General features: G+C 41.3%; 20 protein-coding genes. 10 read left to right on the plus strand and 10 right to left on the minus strand.

The features are described from left to right. Window position 1: 1 nt before the first annotated feature. From EJN84_RS01825 to EJN84_RS01850, 6 genes are all read right to left on the minus strand, one after another. Window positions 2–1756 (minus strand): V-type ATP synthase subunit A, encoded by a 1755-nt coding sequence (locus EJN84_RS01825; RefSeq protein WP_129593817.1) that lies wholly within the window; start codon window positions 1754–1756, stop codon window positions 2–4. A 33-nt stretch (window positions 1757–1789) separates the two neighbouring features. Beyond that, window positions 1790–2683: a DUF2764 family protein gene (locus EJN84_RS01830; RefSeq protein ID WP_129593818.1), complete on the minus strand. Its 894-nt coding sequence runs from the start codon at window positions 2681–2683 to the stop codon at window positions 1790–1792. Continuing rightward, window positions 2684–3274: a hypothetical protein gene (locus tag EJN84_RS01835; protein ID WP_129593819.1), complete on the minus strand. Its 591-nt coding sequence runs from the start codon at window positions 3272–3274 to the stop codon at window positions 2684–2686. Window positions 3275–3722: 448 nt separating this feature from the next. Beyond that, window positions 3723–5045 (minus strand): TolC family protein, encoded by a 1323-nt coding sequence (locus tag EJN84_RS01840; protein WP_129593887.1) that lies wholly within the window; start codon window positions 5043–5045, stop codon window positions 3723–3725. 13 nt (window positions 5046–5058) lie between these two features. Then, window positions 5059–8151: an efflux RND transporter permease subunit gene (locus tag EJN84_RS01845; protein ID WP_129593820.1), complete on the minus strand. Its 3093-nt coding sequence runs from the start codon at window positions 8149–8151 to the stop codon at window positions 5059–5061. 1 nt (window position 8152) lies between these two features. Then, window positions 8153–9250, minus strand: coding sequence for an efflux RND transporter periplasmic adaptor subunit (locus tag EJN84_RS01850; RefSeq protein ID WP_129593821.1), 1098 nt, complete (start codon window positions 9248–9250; stop codon window positions 8153–8155). Window positions 9251–9451: 201 nt separating this feature from the next. Between EJN84_RS01850 and EJN84_RS01855 the strand changes: the two genes are divergently transcribed. Then, on the plus strand, window positions 9452–10156 hold the full coding sequence (locus tag EJN84_RS01855) for an SGNH/GDSL hydrolase family protein (RefSeq protein ID WP_129593822.1): 705 nt from the start codon (window positions 9452–9454) through the stop codon (window positions 10154–10156). A gap of 356 nt (window positions 10157–10512) precedes the next feature. Here EJN84_RS01855 and EJN84_RS01860 read toward each other — a convergent pair whose 3' ends face one another. The 3 genes from EJN84_RS01860 to EJN84_RS01865 form a co-directional block, all read right to left on the minus strand. Next, window positions 10513–11595: a 3-oxoacyl-ACP synthase III family protein gene (locus EJN84_RS01860; RefSeq protein ID WP_129593823.1), complete on the minus strand. Its 1083-nt coding sequence runs from the start codon at window positions 11593–11595 to the stop codon at window positions 10513–10515. A gap of 1670 nt (window positions 11596–13265) precedes the next feature. Beyond that, window positions 13266–13559: a hypothetical protein gene (locus EJN84_RS12330; RefSeq protein WP_238943893.1), complete on the minus strand. Its 294-nt coding sequence runs from the start codon at window positions 13557–13559 to the stop codon at window positions 13266–13268. Beyond that, on the minus strand, window positions 13556–14080 hold the full coding sequence (locus EJN84_RS01865) for a hypothetical protein (protein WP_238943894.1): 525 nt from the start codon (window positions 14078–14080) through the stop codon (window positions 13556–13558). Before EJN84_RS01865 ends, EJN84_RS12330 begins: the two co-directional genes overlap by 4 nt. 221 nt (window positions 14081–14301) lie before the next feature. Between EJN84_RS01865 and EJN84_RS01870 the strand changes: the two genes are divergently transcribed. From EJN84_RS01870 to EJN84_RS12515, 3 genes are all read left to right on the plus strand, one after another. Next, on the plus strand, window positions 14302–14790 hold the full coding sequence (locus EJN84_RS01870) for a class I SAM-dependent methyltransferase (RefSeq protein ID WP_129593824.1): 489 nt from the start codon (window positions 14302–14304) through the stop codon (window positions 14788–14790). Next, window positions 14790–15071 (plus strand): hypothetical protein, encoded by a 282-nt coding sequence (locus EJN84_RS01875; protein WP_129593825.1) that lies wholly within the window; start codon window positions 14790–14792, stop codon window positions 15069–15071. Before EJN84_RS01870 ends, EJN84_RS01875 begins: the two co-directional genes overlap by 1 nt. 191 nt (window positions 15072–15262) lie before the next feature. Further along, window positions 15263–15490: a helix-turn-helix domain-containing protein gene (locus EJN84_RS12515; protein WP_129593826.1), complete on the plus strand. Its 228-nt coding sequence runs from the start codon at window positions 15263–15265 to the stop codon at window positions 15488–15490. Window positions 15491–15824: 334 nt separating this feature from the next. Here EJN84_RS12515 and EJN84_RS01885 read toward each other — a convergent pair whose 3' ends face one another. Continuing rightward, window positions 15825–16151 carry a hypothetical protein gene (locus tag EJN84_RS01885; protein ID WP_129593827.1) on the minus strand — a complete coding sequence of 109 codons (327 nt, stop codon included), beginning with the start codon at window positions 16149–16151 and terminating at the stop codon, window positions 15825–15827. Window positions 16152–16197: 46 nt separating this feature from the next. On the opposite strand from EJN84_RS01885, the gene EJN84_RS01890 reads away from it, so the two are divergent. From EJN84_RS01890 to EJN84_RS01915, 6 genes are all read left to right on the plus strand, one after another. Further along, window positions 16198–17400: a saccharopine dehydrogenase family protein gene (locus EJN84_RS01890; protein ID WP_129593828.1), complete on the plus strand. Its 1203-nt coding sequence runs from the start codon at window positions 16198–16200 to the stop codon at window positions 17398–17400. Between the two features lie 209 nt (window positions 17401–17609). Continuing rightward, window positions 17610–18530 (plus strand): aspartate carbamoyltransferase, encoded by a 921-nt coding sequence (gene pyrB, locus EJN84_RS01895; protein WP_129593829.1) that lies wholly within the window; start codon window positions 17610–17612, stop codon window positions 18528–18530. A 74-nt stretch (window positions 18531–18604) separates the two neighbouring features. Then, window positions 18605–19057: an aspartate carbamoyltransferase regulatory subunit gene (gene pyrI, locus EJN84_RS01900; protein ID WP_129593830.1), complete on the plus strand. Its 453-nt coding sequence runs from the start codon at window positions 18605–18607 to the stop codon at window positions 19055–19057. A gap of 39 nt (window positions 19058–19096) precedes the next feature. Further along, window positions 19097–19669: a flavin reductase family protein gene (locus EJN84_RS01905; protein ID WP_129593831.1), complete on the plus strand. Its 573-nt coding sequence runs from the start codon at window positions 19097–19099 to the stop codon at window positions 19667–19669. 64 nt (window positions 19670–19733) lie between these two features. Next, on the plus strand, window positions 19734–20669 hold the full coding sequence (gene metA / locus EJN84_RS01910) for a homoserine O-acetyltransferase MetA (protein WP_129593832.1): 936 nt from the start codon (window positions 19734–19736) through the stop codon (window positions 20667–20669). Continuing rightward, window positions 20670–22490 (plus strand): peptidase U32 family protein, encoded by a 1821-nt coding sequence (locus EJN84_RS01915; RefSeq protein WP_129593833.1) that lies wholly within the window; start codon window positions 20670–20672, stop codon window positions 22488–22490.

A 22490-nucleotide genomic window follows, 5' to 3' on the forward strand; every position in this document is an offset into this window, starting at 1 on the left:
TTCAAATTTTCTTTTGAGAAACTAATGTTTTTAATTGTTCACGATATTGATTGTATTTATCGGACTCGAATTCGGCGTAATTCATCTGTTTACCTACGTAGATCAATTCCTTAAAAAAATCGGCCACTTGATTGAAATTATCGAATTCGAAATCGGTACGACAAATGTCCACGACAATATCCAATATTTCTTTTTGACGCTCAATTGGTGTTACGGAATCTATCAAATCAAATGCATCCTGTTGCAACACGATAAAATCTATCAATTCCGATTTCCAGAATGTGATGTGATATTCCACCGGCACACCATCGTCTCCTAAAATGTTGATTTGTTCGGCGATTTCTTTTCCACGTAGCAAACGAGTTCTGATTTCGTTAACTTTCAGTGTCCAATCGCTCGAAATATGTTCAGAAATGAATTCTTCGAATTCGGGATACTCGATGTATTTTGAATAAGATTCGATAGGATTGATGGCCGGATAACGTTTTTTATCGGCTCTATCTTGTTCGAGGGCATAAAAACATCGTGCCACTTTCTTCGTATTTTCGGTTACCGGTTCTTTCAGATTTCCTCCGGCAGGCGAAACAGTCCCGATAAAAGTAATTGAACCTTCGTGTCCGTTATTTAAAACCACGTGTCCGGCACGACCGTAAAAATTGGAAATGATAGCCGACAAATCCATCGGGAATGCGTCGGGACCGGGAAGCTCTTCCAAGCGGTTGCTCATCTCTCGCAGAGCTTGAGCCCAACGTGATGTGGAGTCCGCCATAAGCAAAACTTTCAATCCCATCGAACGATAATATTCGCCGATAGTCATCGCCGTATAAACCGATGCTTCACGAGCGGATACCGGCATATTTGACGTGTTGGCGACGATGATCGTTCGTTCCATCAATTTTCGGCCGGTATGAGGATCAATTAGTTCGGGAAACTCGGTAAAAATTTCGACTACTTCGTTGGCACGTTCACCGCAAGCAGCGATGATAACGATATCTGCCTCGGCCTGTTTGGATATGGCATGCTGAAGCACTGTCTTTCCCGTGCCGAATGCACCCGGAATAAAACCTGTACCTCCTTCAACGATAGGGTTTAGCGTATCGATTGAGCGCACTCCCGTTTCGAGTAACTTGTAAGGTCTGTGTTTTTCCCTATAGGTTGTGATGGGAATTTTAACCGGCCAACGCTGTATCATGTTGATTTCGGATTCATTTCCTTCATCATCAACAACTACGGCTATGGTGTTATAAATATTGTATTCCCCTGCTTCCGCGATACTTTTCAGCGTATATTGTCGGTTCATGGTGAAAGGCAACATGATTTTGTGCGGTTGAAAATTTTCGTCAACTTCACCCAACCATGACCCGGCGGTTACCACGTCGCCCACCTTTGCAATAGGTTTAAAATCCCAAAGTTTTTCTTCGTCGAGAGGAAAGGTATATTCGCCACGTCTGAGAAAAATGCCTTCCATCTTGTCGAGATCATTTTCCAGACCATCCAGATTCTTCTCCAAAAGTCCGGGACCAAGAACCACTTCGAGCATATGTCCCTGAAATTCCACTGTCGAACCGACAGTGAGTCCGCGTGTACTTTCGAATACCTGCAGATATGCATTTTTACCTATAACTTTAATCACTTCCGACATCAAGCGGGTGCCCTCAAGGTCGATATAAGCAATTTCGTTTTGGGAAACAGGCCCCTCCACCTCTACGATCACCAGATTGGAAATGATCCCTTTTACTGTTCCTTTTGTCAACATATATAATTATTCTTGTTTGGAATCGTATTTTGTTCAATTGTCTTCAGGGATTTCTATTTCGTTTTTCAATCTCTCTATTAATTGACGAAAAACGCGTTCACCTTCTTCTGCATTGAGGCCTACCCATCGTTCCAGTATCTGTAATTTGCACAAGTAAGCAAAAATATATTCGATATCGAAATAATCGAACACCGTATTTTCTTCGAGCCACTCCCAGCGAAATTTATCGGTCTTTCGTTCACGCTCGTAGATATCACCTTCTTCGGAGAGGCGCTGAAGCGTATCAAAATATTCGAGTTCCTGACCTATTCCGAAATCGCGGGCATTGATATTGAGCCGCATGGTTTTGGCAATCTCGTTATTTCCTACAATTACACGCGCTGCATCCATCCCGTATTTTCGTGCATAGATAGCCGAAAGCACGTTACCAATATTCAGATTGAGCTCGAACCACCGAGCTATAAGGCTGTTTTTTGTCTCTCTGCCATAATCCATGTACAATGAGGAGAGAAGATCTTCCCACAATTGACCACTGTTTTGAGCTTCATCGCTCAGCCAGGTTTGAATGAATTGAATATAATACGACGGGATTTTTTCGTTCGGCTTCACCAATTCGTAGGAAGCATCATCGATCGCTTCGATGATTTCGTGTCGCGATAACACACCTAACGAATTTATGGCAGCATCCTTGTTTTTGAGTATTTCGAGCAGGTTGCGATTGTCGTAACTGAAAAAATAGATATCCAGCAATTTTTTATCGGCAGGCTTTAATTCTTCATCGAGTAAAGCTCTGAATTCTTCTACAGTGAATGGCAGTTTGGTGCTGTCGAACGAAAAATCGGGCAGACCGGACACAAAATAATAATATTGATTTTTGAATAGCATAGGCAAAATCAAACGGATATCGATGGCTGTCGGATACCTCAATTATTGAAATAAAAGCTTTTGAACTTGCGGGCGGAGGAACTCCTTGAAATATTCGATAAATTCTTCTTCCCCAAATTTGACCTTGTATGAGCCATCTTCGGGAGATAATGTAAATCCGCTTTTGATGCCGTTTACCGATTCTATTTTTAATCCTTTATCGAGTATGTCTTTTGCATTGGATGCAATGTAGTTTTCTATATCTTTGGAATTCTGAACGCCGATGGTAAGCTTCTCGTTTTTCGACCAGTTTCGCACCAGTTCGACAATTATCTTTTGAATAAATGTTTGATCCTGCATTGCTGCTTTCACGTTGTCCGATACCAGCTTGTCTGTAATCAGATTCGTGATTTCGGTTTTGAGTGCTTCGATGGCTTGCGCAGCAAAAAGTTTAAGTTCTGCCTCGGTATGACTTCGCATTTCTGCACTTTGCTTTTCGGCCGTAGCAATGATTTCTTGTGCCTTAGCTGTAGCTTCGTCTAAAATTTGCTTTTTTTGGGCGTTTGCTTCGGCAATAATTTTTTCGGCCTCCTGTTTTCCTTTTTCTACTCCTTCAGCGTATAATTTCGATGTGAGTTCCTGAATTTTGTCCATATGTGATTTGAGATGTATTAAGAGCTAAATTTGAGACGAAATGACTTATGATTTTTATTCCACTTATAGATATTGTATTCACAAAGGTATAAAACAAAAGCAATCATGGGAAAAAAATGAAGTAAAAATCTTTTAAACAAACACGCTTTTTTTTAAAATTAGTCAACAAAGGCTCATTCATATACACAAGAATTTTCTTATGCGATTTTTTATGGAATATGGCGAACCGTAAACAGGTCAATGAATCGAAAAATGGAGGTCAAAAAATGGGTCGTACTCTATTCGAAACATGTACGACGCAAGTACGACCCAAATACGACCGAAACAAATCCCAAGCACGTATGCAAAAATAGTAAGTAAACCCGATAGTTATTCGGCACTGATTAAACTATATTTAAAGGCTTCTGATTTTTCAGTCAAGCAGCATGGTTTTCCAACTATCTATATTTCAATTCAAATATTCGTCAATCTTTCCCGAGATCAACATGAGCGAAATTTCGTAAAGTTTAGTTTGGTATCTGGCAGTCAGCAATCGTTGCTCGGCCTCGAGCAAACTGTTTTGCGCTTCGCGCAATAAAATTCCCGACAAGTCGCCAAGCTTGTATCGATCCATCGCAATTTCGTAATTGAGGAGGGCATTCCGGAGACTTTCCTCTTCGAACTGAGTAAGCAGAATATTGTTTTTGTAGGCCATCCACATATTCGAAAAATCGCTTTGTAATGAAAGTTTGAGTCGATCAAGCTCAAGTTGACGGTTCTCCATGGTTATCCGTGCGTTTTTCTGTTCACGTTTTCGATTGAAACCGTCGAAAATATTGAATCCGAGAGTGAGTCCGATATTTGGTCCCCAGTTCCGCTGTTTGTCCCATGTCCCCTTATTGTATCGGTAATCGGAGAAACCATAACCCGCATTCAGTCTCAAGTACGGATAATTGCGACTTTGCAGGGTTTTGAGGTCGAGCGTGCCGAGCAATCGATTTTTTTCGGAAAGTTGCAACGATGTGTTTTTTGCCATCATATCACGAAACAATTCTTCTTTGGACAGTGCATCATTAAAAACAATATCGGTATCACTCACGAATAGAGGTTGTTCCACATTTTCCATCCCCATCATCTGATTGAGCCTGATTCGCGATGTATGAAGCACTTCATACTGTTGTATGAGTTGCGAGCTGTCGGCATTGAAATCGACGCGTGCTTGCTGCAAATCCAATCGCGAAAGCGAGCCAATCTGATAGCGCGACTCAACTATACGGAGCCGTTCACGGGACAAATCAACCGCATGACGCAAATTGCGCATCCGAATGGCCTGTTGAACATAATTATAGTACTCGGAGGTAAAGTCGGCGATAAAATTCTCGATATCGAATTGAGTATTGAGTTCGCCAATACTTTTCAGTTCTTTCAACCTTTTGTAATTCGTTTGTACCTTAAATCCTTCGAAAAGTGTCCAATTCAAATCAACTCCGGCAGTGAGGGTATTTGTGTTGGAATTTCGCAAAACCTCCGTTTCGCCTTCATCAGCCGGATATTGATCGGAATTGTTATTACGAGTCGATAAGCCGGCAGAAGCATCCAGAACGGGTAAAAAACCTGCATTGCCCAACGATAAATTGTTGTCGGAAACTCGCTGCTCATTTCGCGAAATTCTGAGATCGTAATTATTTTCTATCCCAATCTGTAAACATTCTTTCAAATTCATTACAGATTGTGCTTGGGCAGCCGGATACCAAAGCAAACACATTAATCCCATCCACACCCATTTCTTCATATCTAAATAATTTTCAATCGTTTGTTGTTTTGTCATCTGCAGAATTATCGATCAACGCTACCGATATGTCAGTTTGTTTTTCGTTACGTATTTTTCTGTCAGTAGAAAGATACATGTATATTGCCGGCACAAGAAATAGAGTGAGCAAGGTTGCTATCAGCAAACCGCCTACTACTGCCGTCCCCATTGCAATACGACCATTAGCACCCTCGCCCGTCGCAAAAGCCAAAGGTAAAGTTCCGAGAATGGTGGAAATGCTTGTCATGAGTATGGGACGTAATCGTTGCACGGAAGCTCCCATTACGGCCTCATATTTCGACAAACCGCTCTCTTGACGTTGATTGGCAAATTCGACGATCAATATTCCATTTTTTGCTACCAATCCTATCAACATAATAATTCCGATTTGACTATAGATATTCATCGTAACACCAAACATCCACATAAACAGCATAGCTCCAAAAACAGCTAATGGAACAGACAACATGATAACCAACGGGTCTTTGAAACTCTCGAATTGTGCAGCCAGAACCAAAAATATAAGTAGAATGGCCAATCCGAAAGCAAATAGCAAACTCGACGAGCTTTCTCTAAAATTGCGCGATTCGCCTTCGAGCGTTGTCCGAAAACTGTCATCCAATACCTCTGCCGCAATCCGATCCATTTCTTCAAGCCCCTGACCAAGCGAATATCCAGGAGCCAAACCGGCAGAAACAGTGGCAGAACTAAAACGATTGTAACGATATATTTGCGGCGGAGCAACGGTTTCCTGCAGTTTCACAAGATTATCCATCTGAATCATTTGCCCGTTTTTGTTTTTCAAATAAATAGCTTTTAAATCGACAGGAGTGTTACGCTGCTGACGATTGATTTCGCCCAAAATCTGATATTGTTTTCCGTTCATGTAAAAATAGCCCATGCGCTGACCGCTGAGCGCATATTGCAAGGTTTGCCCAATATCGCGTGTACTTACGCCCAAAACGGCAGCTTTGTCTCGATCGATCACGATTTGCGTTTCGGGTTTGGTAAATTTTAGGTTGACATCGGCCATCTGAAAATAAGGGCTTTGATTTACCTTTTCCATGAATGGAGGAAGAAATTCTCGAAGTTTTTCGAGATTGTTGGCTTGTAACACATATTGAATGGGCATTCCGCCTCTGCGTCCTCCGAAAGTTGGTTGTTGTTGGACAAAAGTACGTGCCGCAGTTTCGTTCCGCACGGCTTTCGAAAGCTCATCTGCTATTTCCATTTGCGTACGTTCGCGTTGATCGATATCCGGAAGGGTCAATCGCACTGTTCCCATCCCGCTTCGAATAATGTTCAAATTCGAAACTCTTTCGGGAGCAACGGAATCGGCTATTTCGGAAATCCGTGTAGTATAATCTCTCGTAAACTCAAATGTTGCTCCCTCCGGAACGGACGTACGAAGAACAATTTGCGATCGATCTTCCAACGGGGCCATTTCGGCAGGAATGATTTCCCAAAGCACGACGATAAGAAGTGCCGTGAATATTATAATGGGAAATATAAGCCATTTGCGCGCCAAAAACCGTTGGAGCATCTGTTCGTAAAGTAGGTTGAACTTGTCAAAATAAGCCTCAGTTTTTTCATGCCACTTTCCTCGCTTTGTCTTGGGTTTAAGCATTTTGGACGAGAGCATCGGCACAAACGATAAAGCCACAAAAGCCGAAATCGTCACGGCACCGGCTATTACAATACTAAATTCGCGAAAAAGGCGGCCGGTCATTCCTTCCAAAAAAACAATCGGGAAGAAAATGGCTACAAGTGTGATTGTGGTGGAAATTATAGCAAAAAATATTTCCTTCGATCCTTCGATAGATGCTTTTCGAGGGCTCATTCCCTGCTCTATCTTTTTGTAAATATTTTCCGTTACCACAATTGCATCATCCACCACCAATCCCACGGCAAGCACAACAGCAAGCATGGAAAGTACATTAATCGAAAATCCGGCCAGATACATCACAAAAAATATCCCGATCAGCGAAATCGGAATTACCAGCGTCGGGATGAGTGTGATACGCCAGTCGCGAAGAAATACAAAAATAACCAGGATCACCAGTAAAAATGCAATGATCACGGTTGTTTGCACTTCGTAGATAGAGGCACGAATAAAGCGTGTATTATCGAATGCAAAATCAAGTTTTACGTCGCTCGGTAAATCTTTCTGCATCTGCTCTACACGTAAGCGGGCTTCGTCGGCTATACTGATATGATTGGCTCCGGGTTGGGGTATAATGACACAGCTAACCATAGGCACGCCATTTCTACGTAAGATGTTCTTACGGTTTTCGGCATCCAGTTCGGCATATCCAATATCTCTAAAGCGTACGATTCGAAAATTATCTTCGATGATGACTAGGTTGTTGAAATCTTCAGGCGATTGCAATAACCCCATAGTTCGAATAGACTGTTCTATCTGATCGCCTTCGATGCTTCCGGCCGGAAGTTCGATATTTTCGCGATCGAGAGCATTTTTGACATCTATAGGCGTAACTCCATACGCTGCCATCTTCACCGGATCGAGCCAAAGGCGCATCGAATAGCGATGTTCACCCCAAATTTCTACAGCACTGACATCTGAGATGGTTTGCAATCGTTCCTTGACGGTAAGATCGGCAATTTCAGACAATTCGAGCAGCGATCGAGTGGGACTTTCAATCGTAATCTGCATAATAGGTTCAGAGTCAGCGTCGGCTTTCGACACTGTGGGAGGATCGGCATCTCGCGGCAAATAGCGCTGTGCAACCGAAACCTTGTCGCGCACGTCGTTAGCCGCAGTCTCCATATCCACACTGAGTTCAAATTCGACGGTAATACGCGAACGTCCCTGACTACTCTGGCTGGTGAGTGATCGAATTCCGGGAATGCCATTTATGTTTTGTTCGAGTGGTTCTGTAATCTGATTTTCGATAACTTCGGCATTTGCTCCCGGATAGGATACAGTTACGGTGATGATGGGATTATCCACGTTGGGATATTCGCGAACCGGCAAACTCGTGTATCCTATCACTCCAAAGAGAATGATAACAAGCACGAAAACCGTTGCCAATACCGGTCTGTGGATACTTAATTCCGATAAATTCATGCTACTCGGTTTTGTTAGGTACAAATTCTCCAATTTTCACCAAAGCGCCGTCCGTAAGCTGCATGACGCCGGTTGTCAGCAGTGTATCACCAAACGACAATCCGTCGGTAACCTGCACAGAGGAAGCTGTGCTCAATCCGGTTTTGATTTCCACTTCCTTGGCTTTTCCGTTTTTATATATATAAACAAGTTGTCGTCCCATTTCGCGGATCATAGAAATACTGGGAATCACAATGGCATCATTTTTCTGATCCAATTGTATGATGACGTTTGCAGATTGTCCGGGTTTGATCTTCCCTCCGGGGTTTTGAAAAAGTGCCCGGGCAAAAAAGGTTAATGTTTGCACGTCGAGTCGCGATTCGATTGCATACACTGTTGCATGATAGGTGGCCAAATCATTGTCAACCGTAAATGCCAGATTTGTACCAGGTTTGATTTCGTTTACCATATTCTCATTAACTGAGAATTCAATTTTCAGAGGAGAGATTTTAGTAAGTTTGGCAATGACGACTGTAGGTGATGCATAGGCGCCTTCGCTCACCAGTCGGAGACCTATAGCGCCATCGAAAGGTGCTCTTAATTCGGTTTGGGCGATGCGTGCTTTCGTCAACTCAATGTCAGCTTTCAATGTTTCGAGTTCGGTAAGTACCGATTGATACGTTTCCTGACTCACGGCATCTTTCTCGAGCAGAATCTGTTGGCGATATACACGATCTTGGGCCAATGGCAATTGCGCTTCGAGTTTTTTTAATTCTGCTTGAAGAGGAGCATCATTCACTTTAGCCAGCAAATCTCCTTTTTTAACAAAGGTTCCTTCCTGAAAATAAATTTTCGTGATTTTACCTGATGTCTCAAACGTCAAATCTACCTCCTCATCAGGTAACATGATACCTTTCATGCGAAACATATCGTTAAGTGTCTGTGGTTGAAGAATAGTGGCCGTAACGACCAAAGGTTGTCGACCTCCACTCATTCCCGTTTCGCGAGGTGATACATTGTCGTCGGCTTTTACTTTCTTCTTGATAGTAGGAAACAAAGCCATTATCAAAATCAATAAACCGATGGAAACAAAAATAATTATTCGGGTTTTCTTACTCATGATGTGGATACAAATTTCCTCAAATTTAGCTATTCCGTCTGACTTTAACGAATAGCCGGTTTACACTTTTAGGTTTTTTAGTTTCGAAAATAGACGTATAGTAAAATTTAATCGACGAAACTGACTAAAATCAGAAAAAATATAACTAATTTTGACAATTATCTGATCGGTCTTTTTTACACATCAAAAAACACAGAGATTATGAATTATCGTAAGTTATTATTAGTCGTACTTGTCTTATTTATGACTTCAACCATTGAAATGATGTCGCAGGATTGGGCTAATCTTGCCCGCTATCGCGAGGAGAATACCAAATTAGGACTGCCGCGCACTTGCGACACGCGCGTAGTTTTCATGGGAAATTCCATTACTGAAGGATGGATTAAGCAGGTTCCCCATTTTTTTGCCAACGGCATGTATATCAATCGGGGTATCAGTGGCCAAACTACACCTCAAATGCTCGTCAGATTTCGTCAAGACGTCATTCACCTGTATCCAAAAGTTGTGGTGATTTTGGCAGGGATAAACGATATTGCAGGAAATACCGGCCCTTCGACACTCGAAATGATCGAAGACAATCTTTATTCGATGACTGAGCTTGCACAAGCACATGGCATTCAGGTAGTCCTTTGCTCTGTGCTTCCGGCTCTCGATTTTCCGTGGCGACCAGGCATGGAACCTGCCCTGAAAGTTGTGGATCTCAACAAACGTATCAAAGAATATGCTCGAACACATGGAGTGGTATATTGCGACTACTTTTCGGCAATGGCTGATGAAAATAACGGATTACCGAAAAAATTATCCGAAGACGGTGTACATCCAAACAAGGCCGGTTATGCCATTATGGCCCCGCTCGTCGAGAGAGCCATTGCTCAAGCTCTGCTCATGTGGAAAGAATGGAAATAAGAGAAAACGAAGTAATGAAAGATAAATAAAGCGGTCGTAACCGCCTTATTTTTTTATTTTATGCGGTTTGCATGCATGCTTCTCTTTCTTCACTGTAGCACCGCATTTTTTACATTCAAATTTTGGATCTCTATGATCGATCACGTCACTATATTTACAGGCAGTTTTGCTCATTGCTTACGAACACATTTTTACTCAAAAACAGACAATGCTTCACTTTGATTTCAAAAGAAAATCAATTCAAACCACGATCAACATCAAACTTGAAACAAACAAAATATGACCAATGACATTTCGGGCTGTTTTCCGAAATACAGGAAACAGCCCAAAATGATATCATAATGAAATTAAGATCCTTAGGGAAAACGATAAACAACGCTATTGATATTCATTCCGGCTCCCACGGAAGCAAGCACCATCGTATCTCCTTTTTCAAGATTATGCGGATGCATCTTACCCTTCATTACCATATCAAGAAGCGTAGGAACAGTAGCAACCGAAGAGTTGCCAAGCCACGAAATAGTCATGGGCATCACATCTTCAGGCACTTCGTTCAAATCGTAAAGTTTGAAAAGACGTTTGATAATGGCATCGTCCATCTTTCCGTTGGCTTGATGAATAAGCACTTTTTTCACATCGCTGATATGAAGTTTAAGTTTGTCGAGACCATCCTTAATAGTTTTGGGAACATTTTCGAGCGCATACTGATACAAACGGCGGCCATTCATCTTCAGATAAAGTTCTTTTTTCTCGGCCAATTCGGGATTATAGGAATATCCCATATGCAGCATATTGGCATATTCCAAAGCATCGCTTCGCGAATTATGACCGATAATGCCGATAGGCTCATCGCTTTCGCGGGCTTCGATTATGGCAGCTCCGGCACCGTCGGCATAAATCATGCTGTCGCGATCGTGCGGATCGGAAATGCGCGAAAGAATGTCGGCACCAATAACCAATATTTTTTGGGCATCACCCGAACGAATGTAATAATCGGCCTGGATGAGCGCCTGAATCCATCCCGGGCAACCAAACAACAAATCGTAAGCCACCGTGTAGGGATTGGCAATACCCAATTTCTGTTTGGCACGAGCTGACAATGTCGGCACAATGTCAATGCGATTGTTGTCCACTTTTGTTTCGCCGAAATTATGTGCAAAAATAATATAATCGAGTTCTTCCTTGTCAATGCCGGCAGTTTCGATAGCTCTTTCGGCTGCAACTTTAGCCATATCCGACGTATTTTCGTCGGGTTCTGCATACCGCCTTTCGGCAATGGTGGTTATTTCGAGAAATTTTTGGACTATTTCCTCATTGGGTGTAGGAATTTTTTCGCCGGTGGAATCGTAAAACTCATTCGACAGAAAATCACTGTTTTTCTGCCTTTTAGCCGGAATATAACTTCCCGTTCCGGTTATCACGCTATATATTCTACTCATATATCGACTTTTAATTATCATTTAACTTAAATCACTACAAAGGTAAAAATTAATTTGCAATGAAATGATTTGGCGTATCTTATTTTTGCGTTTTTATTCTGCAATTCGTCATTCACAAATATTTTAGGTTGTCAAATGTTCTCGTAAAACCACTGTTTTGTCAGCTATCTTTGTTTTAGAACGCCTTCACAGGTGTAATTGTTTTTCGTCAATTTGGAAGGAATAAAAAAGGCAGGGATGAAAATTGAAAATTTCTAATTACGAATTTCAAAGAATTATCCAATTCGTAAATCTTCGCATCAAGAGTTTTACTTTGAATTTTAGTGCCTTTGTGGCTAATATTTGCCACGAAGACGCTAAGTCGCGAGTTGGCTTCGCCCTCAGATTATCATAACCCCGCACTGCTCGGAATTCATCGATAAATCATCGAATCGGTAAATTATCCATTGTACATTATCAATTCTCAATTATCAATTGACTTATGGTGCATGGCACCACAATCTTTTGTAGCAAAAAACATTTATCTATCCAAATAACAAAGGTGCATCGCTGCGAAATATTCTTTTTCACAAAGATCATTCCGTTTCCATCCGTTTTATTTGCAATTTGACTAATTGGTAATTAATCCGTAATTTGTAATTCTCGCCCATTCACATTCTTTCACTTTCGCAATTGTGATGTTTTGTTAATAAAATTGCACTATATTTCGCCGTGAGCTTTTTGCAGGATATCAATCTCTCTGTTTCAGAAGATTAGTTGTATGTTTCTGAAGTAAAAATTCATCGATTCGGCAACAAAATTGCCCCGTCAGAAATGTAGAAAACGCGTTTGACTCCGACGGACCTGTTTTCTACTTTGTAGAAACCACGTTCGACTTAAAGAATGTTATATCTACTTTGTAGATTTCGCAAATGTGAACGAAAACGTCCAATCTTGTTAACATTCTATAGGGATTCGGCGCCAAATTGCCCAATATTGAAGTGCAGAAAGTACAACTTTGTCCGACGAACATACTTTCTACAAAGTAGACGGAGCAATTTTGTCCGCCGATTGCCCCGTCTACATTCCTGAAAGGTACATTTTCGAGCCAAATTGCCTTTTCTGTTAACATTCTATAGGCATTTTTTGGCTAAAACATGTAATCTGCAACGTAGAAACCATGACTTTTTATGACGAACATGCTTTCTTCACTCCAAAATGACAGGTCACGACAAGACAATCGTGTCATTTCGAAGTGAAAACGGGGGATCATTCCTCGCCAAACGTGTCATCTTTGAGTGAAGATGATGGAATTTGAGTAACAGGAGTGTTAATTTGGCCTCATTATTTAACGATTTTCTACGGATTTGCATCATCACGAAGTGTAGAAACCACCATTTTTTCGGCTGATGTAGTTTTCCGCGAATGCGGACGATGGGTTTTCTCCGAAAAAGTAGTCATTCTTGTGTGTTACCGGGCACTTCTTTGGGAATAGAAGGGTCATTTATCATTTATATAATACCTAAAAATCCGCAAGTCAATTATTTTGAAAAAAGCAGGTATATTCCGGCAGATGTTCAAATTGCCGTTTTCAAGATTTCACGCCGTTTTTTTCTCAATGCATAAAATTGTCCACAAAAATGTGCCTCCTGTTTGCAAATTTAAGGAGAGAAAATGTGATATTTCATCCTTCATTTAACGTCAAGACATATTTTCCCCTTTCTCGTTTGTCGATTTGAGCGGCTGACAGGAAGATATTCAGGATAAGCACAGCTGATCGTACGGGCGGTAGGTGTAAAGTCGGAGCTTCCATTGTCAACTCGTCTGATCCATTTGCCGGCAACACGGATGAATTTGAAAATAAACCGTTTTATTCTTGAGGTTGAAGGAATATCTTCGAATACCGCCGATACCTTTTCGATAAAGTAGTTGTAAAAGTTTTTCATCATGGCCGACATAATCAAAAATACGGTATTGCTCTTCATCTCTGATGTCGGAAGACGTCCCCAACCGAAGTCGGTGTTTTGGTATCGAACAGCTCCTCGCTTGATCCACGCATATTGCAGTATTCGATGACCTGCTTTTCATCCGATTCATGATCATTGGTTAAGATGGAGCGATAAATCATGTTGCCTCCCGTAAACAGATTCATTTGGGCATCATCCGATTTTTCCCGCATAACCACCAATCGATAATTGCGCTCTTCAAAAAACCGTTTAAAGGGAATGGATGCTACTTCGTATGTCTTGTAGTTGATCTCTGCTTTTTCCCATTCGCTTATTCGGCTTATCTGTTCCGTCATGCTTTCCGATGTCGATCGTAAATGTTCGTGAACGTCTTCTGCCACTTCACCGCCACAAAAAAACACCTCCAACCATGTCCTGAACAGTTCTCCGTGACCGTATCCCGAAGCATTCCTTTGCCCCGGGTGTTCGTCTATGAGTTGCAATAAACCGCAGTTGTCAAATTCTTCGTGAACAAAAGAAATTCCTGCAAATGAACTCACGGATTGCGAAACTTTTTGTTATTTCATCTTCTGTAAGATTTACTTTGTTTTTTGTTTTTCACTCATAAAAATAGGTGAAATCTTACACTTGGCAAAGCGTTTGGTAATTTGTTTTTTATCAACGCTTTGCTCTTTTAAATTTAAAATTTGGTTGCGGAATTAAGGGAATATAGATATTTTCAATCAAAAAAGTTACCTTTGTGTCGTAAAAACGAGAACTGATGTTCTCTATAGAGAATTATGAATCTAAATTACTGGATACGAATAATATGAACGATCTTGAAAAGTATTTTTATAACAATAATGATAAATTGATCGATAAATGGCTACATTATTTCAATATCTATGATATATATTTTAACAAATACAAAAACAAAGAAGAAATAGTTATATTGGAAATTGGTGTGTTTCAAGGCGGAAGTCTACAAATGTGGAAAAGTTATTTTGGGCCTAATGCTAAAATTTATGGGATAGATATCAATCCTAATTGTAAAAGTTTTGAAGAAAAAAATATAGAAATATTCATAGAATCACAATCCGACAGAGCATTTCTGCGTAAAATCAAACAAGAAATACCTAAAGTTGACATTCTAATAGACGACGGAGGACATAAAATGAATCAACAAATTATTGCTTTTGAGAGTTGTTTGATCATGTCAAAGAAGATGGTATTTATTTATGTGAAGATACCCACTCATCCTATCAAATAATGTATGGCGGTGGTCATAAAAGATACGGGACATTTATTGAATATTCAAAAAATTTTATCGACTATATTAATGCTTATTTTTCAGAACAATCATCACTAAAAGTCAACAAGTATACCAAAAGCATTAAGGCAATACACTTTTACGATAGTATTGTAGTTTTTGAAAAAGGAAAAAGAGATAAACCACAAAGATTGACAACAGGAAAGGCTACAGTCCAAAATTATTATCTTGAACCAACAGGTTTAAAAAAAGTCAGATGGATTGTTAAAAAAATGTATTAGTGACGATTAACAAGGGATTGCGATTTTTTAGAATTAAAAATTTTTTTTGATATGAATTGTAACATATCAATAGAAACGATACATTTTGATTTTGTAAAGTTGTTGAGATTCTTTATTTTTTGGGCATGAAAGATAAAGAGCGAAACATAAAAGCACGCTAAAAATGGCTACATATCTACATCTACAAAGAGATGGGGTCAGTAACTAAAGCATCTATAAAGTGCGGTATCTCCCGATCTACACTTTACAGATGGATTGATAGGTCAAGATCGGACGTAGATTCAAAACTGTCAGATAAGTCGAAACGTCCTAAAATCCTCACCAACCTTAAGGTCTCAGACGAAATAGAAACTCTTATCCTTGATATTAGGAGAAGACACAACTGGGGAGCACAACGTATCTCAACATTTTTATTATGAAAGAACGATATTCATCTGTCAACAATGACTATATGGAGAGTGTTGAAAAAAACATCATGTTAAACCAGTCGTTAAACGGCGTAAGAAAAGTGATTATAAACTCTACAACAAAGAGATTCCTGGCGATAGAGTGCAGCTGGATGTAACAAAACTCGCTCCTAAAGCTTATCTGTTATGTATCATAAGATCGTTTACACTTCTAAGCGAGGAAAGTGTATCAGGAGTTCGTTTACATTCTAATCAAGGGAATGTATCACGGTTCGTTGACACAACCCCATGGGGTTGGCCGACTTGTTAGGACAGTCAAAATATCAGGAGTTCATTTACACGTTGTTTATTTTGGAAGAAACATCGGGAAAGGGAAAATATGATAAACGATGTTGTTTCTCGAGACCGTTAAAACATACTTTTCGATGACGATTCGTGCGATTACGTATGAATATTTCAATTTTTCATCAACACTAAAAACCGAATCGAGAATACGCAATTTACAGTCGCTGCGAATGAACCGTATAAAAATCAGAGAGCCTTCTTCAATAAGGATCTTGGCATTCATATCCCATTCCGCAGATAGTCTGAATTGTTTTTCTAAAGGCTCGATGGCTTGCTCCGGCGTTTTAACCGATATAAGGGATGTATTTTCAAAAATTTTATTGTACATTTGTGTACAATAATTTTCAAAATTCAAACCTAAATATCAGTCATAGATGGGAAAAGTATTAATTATTGGCGCAGGCGGTGTAGGAACGGTAGTAGCCAACAAAGTGGCTCAAAATCATGACGTTTTCACCGAAATTATGTTGGCAAGCCGTACAAAAAGCAAATGCGATGACATAGCCGAAGATGTGAAACGTCGTACCGGCGTGACGATTAAGACATCGCAGGTAGATGCCGACAATGTATCCGAATTGGTAAAGCTTTTCGATACGTACAAACCCGATATCGTGATCAACGTAGCACTACCATATCAGGATCTAACCATCATGGATGCCTGTCTGGAATGTGGCGTGAACTATCTGGACACGGCAAACTACGAACCGCGCGACGAAGCACATTTCGAATATAGTTGGCAATGGGCCTACAAAGATAAATTCGAAAAAGCCGGTCTAACTGCCATTCTCGGATGCGGATTCGACCCGGGCGTTACAAGCGTTTTCACGGCGTATGCGGCAAAACATCATTTTGATGAAATTCATTATCTCGATATCGTGGACTGCAATGCCGGCGATCATGGCAAAGCATTTGCCACAAATTTCAATCCCGAAATCAATATCCGCGAAGTAACCCAAAAAGGAAAATATTGGGAAAACGGAAAATGGATCGAAACCGAACCGCACGAAATTCATAAACCACTTACGTATCCCGAAATCGGACCAAAAGAATCATACGTGATTTATCACGAAGAGCTCGAATCGCTGGTAAAAAATTTTCCCACGATCAAGCGTGCCCGCTTTTGGATGACTTTTGGTGAGGAATATCTCACGCATCTGCGTGTGATTCAGGATATCGGAATGGCGCGTATCGACGAAGTGGAATTCAACGGACAAAAAATTGTTCCCATTCAGTTTCTGAAAGCCGTTCTTCCCGATCCGGGAAAACTGGGTGAAAACTACAAGGGACAAACCTCAATCGGCTGCAGAATAAAAGGTATAAAAGATGGTAAAGAACGCACCTATTATATTTACAACAACTGCAGTCACGAAGCCGCATATCGGGAAACCGGAGCTCAGGGAGTAAGTTACACGACAGGCGTGCCCGCAACGATCGGAGCAATGATGTTTATGCAGGGACTGTGGAAGAAACCCGGCGTACACAACGTAGAGGAATTTGATCCCGATCCGTTTATGGATCAACTCAATAAGCAAGGGCTTCCTTGGCACGAACTTTTCGATATCGATTTGGAAGTATAGCAAACTCGCTCATACAAAAAGTCTTGCCCGAACTTGCAACCGCAAATTCGGGCTTTTTTTCACACAAGCTCAAAACATTTCGTTATATCGATTTGATCGGAAAATGAAATGATTGTGCCGGAACAACAAAAATTTATTGAACGAACTTCAAAATTTGGAGCAAATTTCCGTATTTTTGCCGATATAAACATCTATACTTCAATTCGCCAATGAAGCCCAAAAGTTTAGTAGATATCAACGATTACAACAAGGATGATATTGTGCGTATTCTTGAGAGTGCCGCTCGCTTCAAAGCCAATCCCAACAGCGATTTGTTGCAAGGGAAAGTGTGCGCCACGCTTTTTTTCGAACCATCCACGCGCACGCGCCTGAGTTTCGAAACGGCCATCAATCGACTTCGCGGCAGAGTCATCGGATTTTCGGACGCAGGCACTACAAGCTCCACCAAAGGAGAATCACTCAAAGACACCATCATGATGGTGAGCAACTATGCCGACCTCATCATCATGCGACACTATCTGGAAGGTTCGGCACGCTATGCATCCGAAATTTCTCCGGTACCCATTATCAATGCCGGCGATGGTTCAAACCAGCATCCTACGCAAACACTGCTCGATTTGTTCACCATTTACGAAACTCAGGGTACACTCGAAAATCTGACGATTACCATCGTAGGAGATTTGAAATATGGACGAGCCGTGCACTCACTCATTCAAGGAATTTCGCATTTTCATCCGACATTCAATTTTGTGGCTCCCGAAGAATTACATATTCCCGACAAATACAAAATCTTTTGCGACAGCAAACAGATTCGATACAGAGAATTTGTGGATTTTGCTCCCGAATCCATCGAAACAGCCGATATTCTGTATATGACACGCGTTCAAAAAGAGCGCTTTACGGACTTGATGGAATATGAAAAAGTGAAAAACGCATATGTTCTCAACAACGAGATGCTCAACAATTCGAAAAGCAATCTTCGTGTGCTTCATCCACTTCCTCGCGTGAAAGAAATCGATCAGGATGTGGACGACAATCCGAAAGCCTATTATTTTCAACAAGCAAAAAATGGCATATATGCACGACAAGCCGTAATTTGCGATTTGCTGAACATGGAATATCACGAATAACGATTTTGCATTTTTTCGAGATTGGGTTTCCCCTATTCCGAAGAGATTTAAAGAGATTTAAACAAAAATGAGATATGAGAAAAGAATTGCAAGTTGCCGCACTCGAAAACGGCACCGCCATCGACCATATTCCCACCGAGGAACTGTTTAAAGTTGTTTCGCTGCTGCAATTGCAGAAAATCGATCATCGCATCACTATCGGCAACAACCTGCGAAGCCGCAAAATGGGGAAAAAAGGCATCATCAAGATTGCCGATAAATTCTTTCGTGAAGACGAAATCAATCGTATCGCTCTGATCGCCCCCAGTGTAAGCCTCAATATCATCAAGGATTACGAAGTTGTCGAAAAAAAAGAGATTACGCTTCCCGACGAAATCGTAGAAATTGTGAAATGCAACAATCCAAAGTGCATCACCAACAACGAACCGATGAAAACACGATTTCACGTCATCGACAAGGAAAAAGTGATTTTGCAATGCCATTATTGTGAATTGAAGATTAACAAGGATGAAATCGAATTGAAATAATTGCGAGACGAAATATTTGGAAAATCCCTTAGAAAAAAAATGAAACAGGACTGGAAACCCGGCACTATGATATATCCATTGCCGGCCGTAATGATCAGTTGCGGCAGCAAACCCGAAGAATACAATATCCTCACTGTAAGTTGGGTTGGAACGATTTGTTCGAATCCGCCCATGTGCTACATTTCGGTGCGCCCTGAGCGACATTCTTATGAAATCATCAAACGCAATATGGAATTCGTGATCAATCTGACCACCGAGAAATTGGCTTACGCGACCGATTGGTGTGGGGTACGTTCCGGCAAAAACTTCAACAAATTTCAGGAAATGAAACTTACGCCCGGCAAAGCATCCATGATTGAAGCGCCCATCATCGAAGAATCGCCGTTAAATATCGAATGTCGTGTGAAAGAAATTATTTCACTCGGCTCGCATGATATGTTCATAGCCGAAGTGCTAAATGTGAAAGCCGACGAACAATTTATGGACGCCGAAACGGGAAAATTCGATCTCCAACAGGCCGGTTTACTTGCCTACGTACATGGCAATTACTACGGATTGGGTAAATCAATCGGAAAATTTGGTTGGAGTGTGCAAAAAAAGAAAAAATCATAAAAAACTCTTCTTTCCGTTTTTATCCATAAAAATAATTTGAATTACTCACCCGAAAGAATAAACTATGCCTCTAAAATTACCCGATAACCTGCCCGCTATTGAGATTCTGAAAAACGAACATATTTTCGTGATGAACGATCTGCGTGCATCCATGCAGGACATTCGTCCATTGAAAATACTTATTCTCAACCTAATGCCCTTGAAGATTACCACCGAAACCGATTTGATTCGGTTGCTGTCGAATTCACCCTTACAGGTTGAAATCGAGTTTCTGGCACTATCTTCGCATTCACCAAAAAATACGCCCATCGAACACCTGATTCAGTTTTATATAAAATTCTCGAAAATCAAAAATTCGTTTTACGACGGAATGATTATTACAGGAGCTCCCGTCGAGCTGCTTCCATTCAGCGAAGTGAAATATTGGGACGAACTCACGCGTATTTTTGATTGGGCACGTACGCACGTTACCTCCACATTTTATATCTGCTGGGCAGCACAGGCGGCAATGCACCATTTCTACGGAATAGAAAAATACCCGCTCGAAAAAAAATTATTCGGCGTTTTTCGACATACGATCAACGATCCCGCATATCCTCTGTTTCGAGGCTTCGACGACGAATTTTATGCGCCCCATAGCCGCCACACAACGGTGAATGCCGACGAAATCCGTCAATGTCCCGATCTGAAGATTCTTTCGGAATCGGACGAAGCAGGTGTTTATATTGTTTCGTCGAGAGGCGGCCGGGAATTCTACGTTACCGGCCATTCCGAGTATTCGCCGCTAACGCTGCACAACGAATATGTTCGTGATTTGAAAAAAGGACTTACTTCGGTGGAATTGCCAAAAAATTATTACCGTAACGACGATCCTCAACAACCTCCGCTGGTGCGTTGGCGATCGCATGCCAATCTACTGTATATCAATTGGCTCAACTATTTCGTTTATCAGGCAACACCATTCAATTTGAGCGAAATACAACAATTGGGAGATTTGTAATTGAAAACCGTACGAAAAATTGAGTTATTGGCTCCGGCAAAGGATAAGCAAATCGGGAAAGAAGCGATTTTGCACGGAGCAGATGCAGTTTATATCGGGATCGAAGGATTCAGTGCCCGTTCGGCTGCCGGCAATTCCATTGAAGATATCGCAGAATTAGCCGATTTTGCCCATATCTACAATGCTCGCGTTTATGTGGCAATGAATACCATCCTCTACGATAAGGAACTTTCGAACGTCGAAAAGTTAATTCACAAAATTTATCGTGCAGGGGCTGACGCACTTATCGTGCAGGACATGGGCATTCTGCAACTCGATATTCCTCCTATCCCGCTTCATGCGAGCACTCAGACCGATAATCGAACGGTTGAAAAAGTCCGATTTCTGGAACAAGCCGGTTTTTCGCAAGTGGTGCTGGCTCGGGAACTTTCTTTCGGCGACATTGCCGAAATTGCTTCGCAGACGAGCGTTCCGCTCGAAGTTTTCGTTCACGGAGCGCTATGCGTCTCCTATAGCGGACAATGCTATCTGAGTCAGGCCATAACGGGCAGAAGTGCCAATCGGGGCGAGTGTGCACAACTCTGTCGGTTGCCTTACGATTTGGTGGATGCCAACGGACAGGTATTGCAAAAAAACGCCCATTTACTTTCGCTGAAAGATTTGAATCAGTCGGATCATCTCGAAGCATTGCTCGATGCCGGCGTATCGTCGCTGAAAATCGAAGGTCGTCTCAAAGATGTTTCGTATGTGAAAAACGTTGTTTCGGCATATCGTCAGAAACTCGACGAGATTTTCAATCGAAGGCCTGAGTTTACCCGTGCTTCATCGGGCATCAGCAAAATTACATTCGCGCCCAATCTTTCCAAAAGCTTCAATCGCGGATTCACCGATTATTTTTCGTATGGTCGGCAGCACGATATTGTTTCGTCGGAATCACCCAAATCTGTCGGCGAATATATCGGAACCATTAAATCTGTCAGGAGAAACTCGATGGTAATCAATACGAAACTATCGCTAGACAACGGCGACGGACTTTGCTTTATCGATCGTGACGGATTAACGGGCTTTCGCGTCAATCGCGCCGAAGGAAATACGATATTTCCCGCAGAAATGCCAAATGTGAACGTCGGAACAAAAATCTACAGAAATTACGATCACGAATTCGAAACGCAATTATCGAAAAAAACTGCCGATCGTAAGATCTCTGCAGTTATTACAATCAGCGAACAGCCATTCGGTTTTGCGCTCCAAATCAGAGATGAAGACGGCGTGAGCATTTGTCTTGCAGAACCTTTTGAAAAGAATCCCGCAAAAACGGAACAAACCGAAAATATACGCTCGCAGCTCTCACGAACAGGAAATACGCCATTTGAAATTAAGTCGGTAAACATCGATTTCGATAGTCAATGGTTCATTCCCTCCTCGATATTGAGTGACTGGCGCAAAAAACTCGTGGAAAAACTGCTTTCGGCACGAAGAATAAATTATCGGCGGGAGACAAAAAAACTACAGGCAACAACACATCCCTTTCCTACAAAGGAACTTACCTACTTAGGCAATGTTTCTAACGAAAAAAGTCGATTGTTTTACAATGCCCACCATACGGAGATTCTGCAACCATCGTTCGAACAAGTTGCACAGAAAAATGTTGTACTCATGACAACCCGACACTGCATCAAATTTGCACTCGGATACTGTCCGAAAGAAACAGACCGAAAAAACGATTTCAAAGAGCCACTTTATCTTATGAATGGCAAATCAAAATTGAGACTTTCATTCGATTGCAAAGAATGCCTCATGCAAATCACTCAAAACGAATAA

Source organism: Seramator thermalis, assembly GCF_004138125.1.
Lineage (GTDB): Bacteria > Bacteroidota > Bacteroidia > Bacteroidales > Dysgonomonadaceae > Seramator > Seramator thermalis.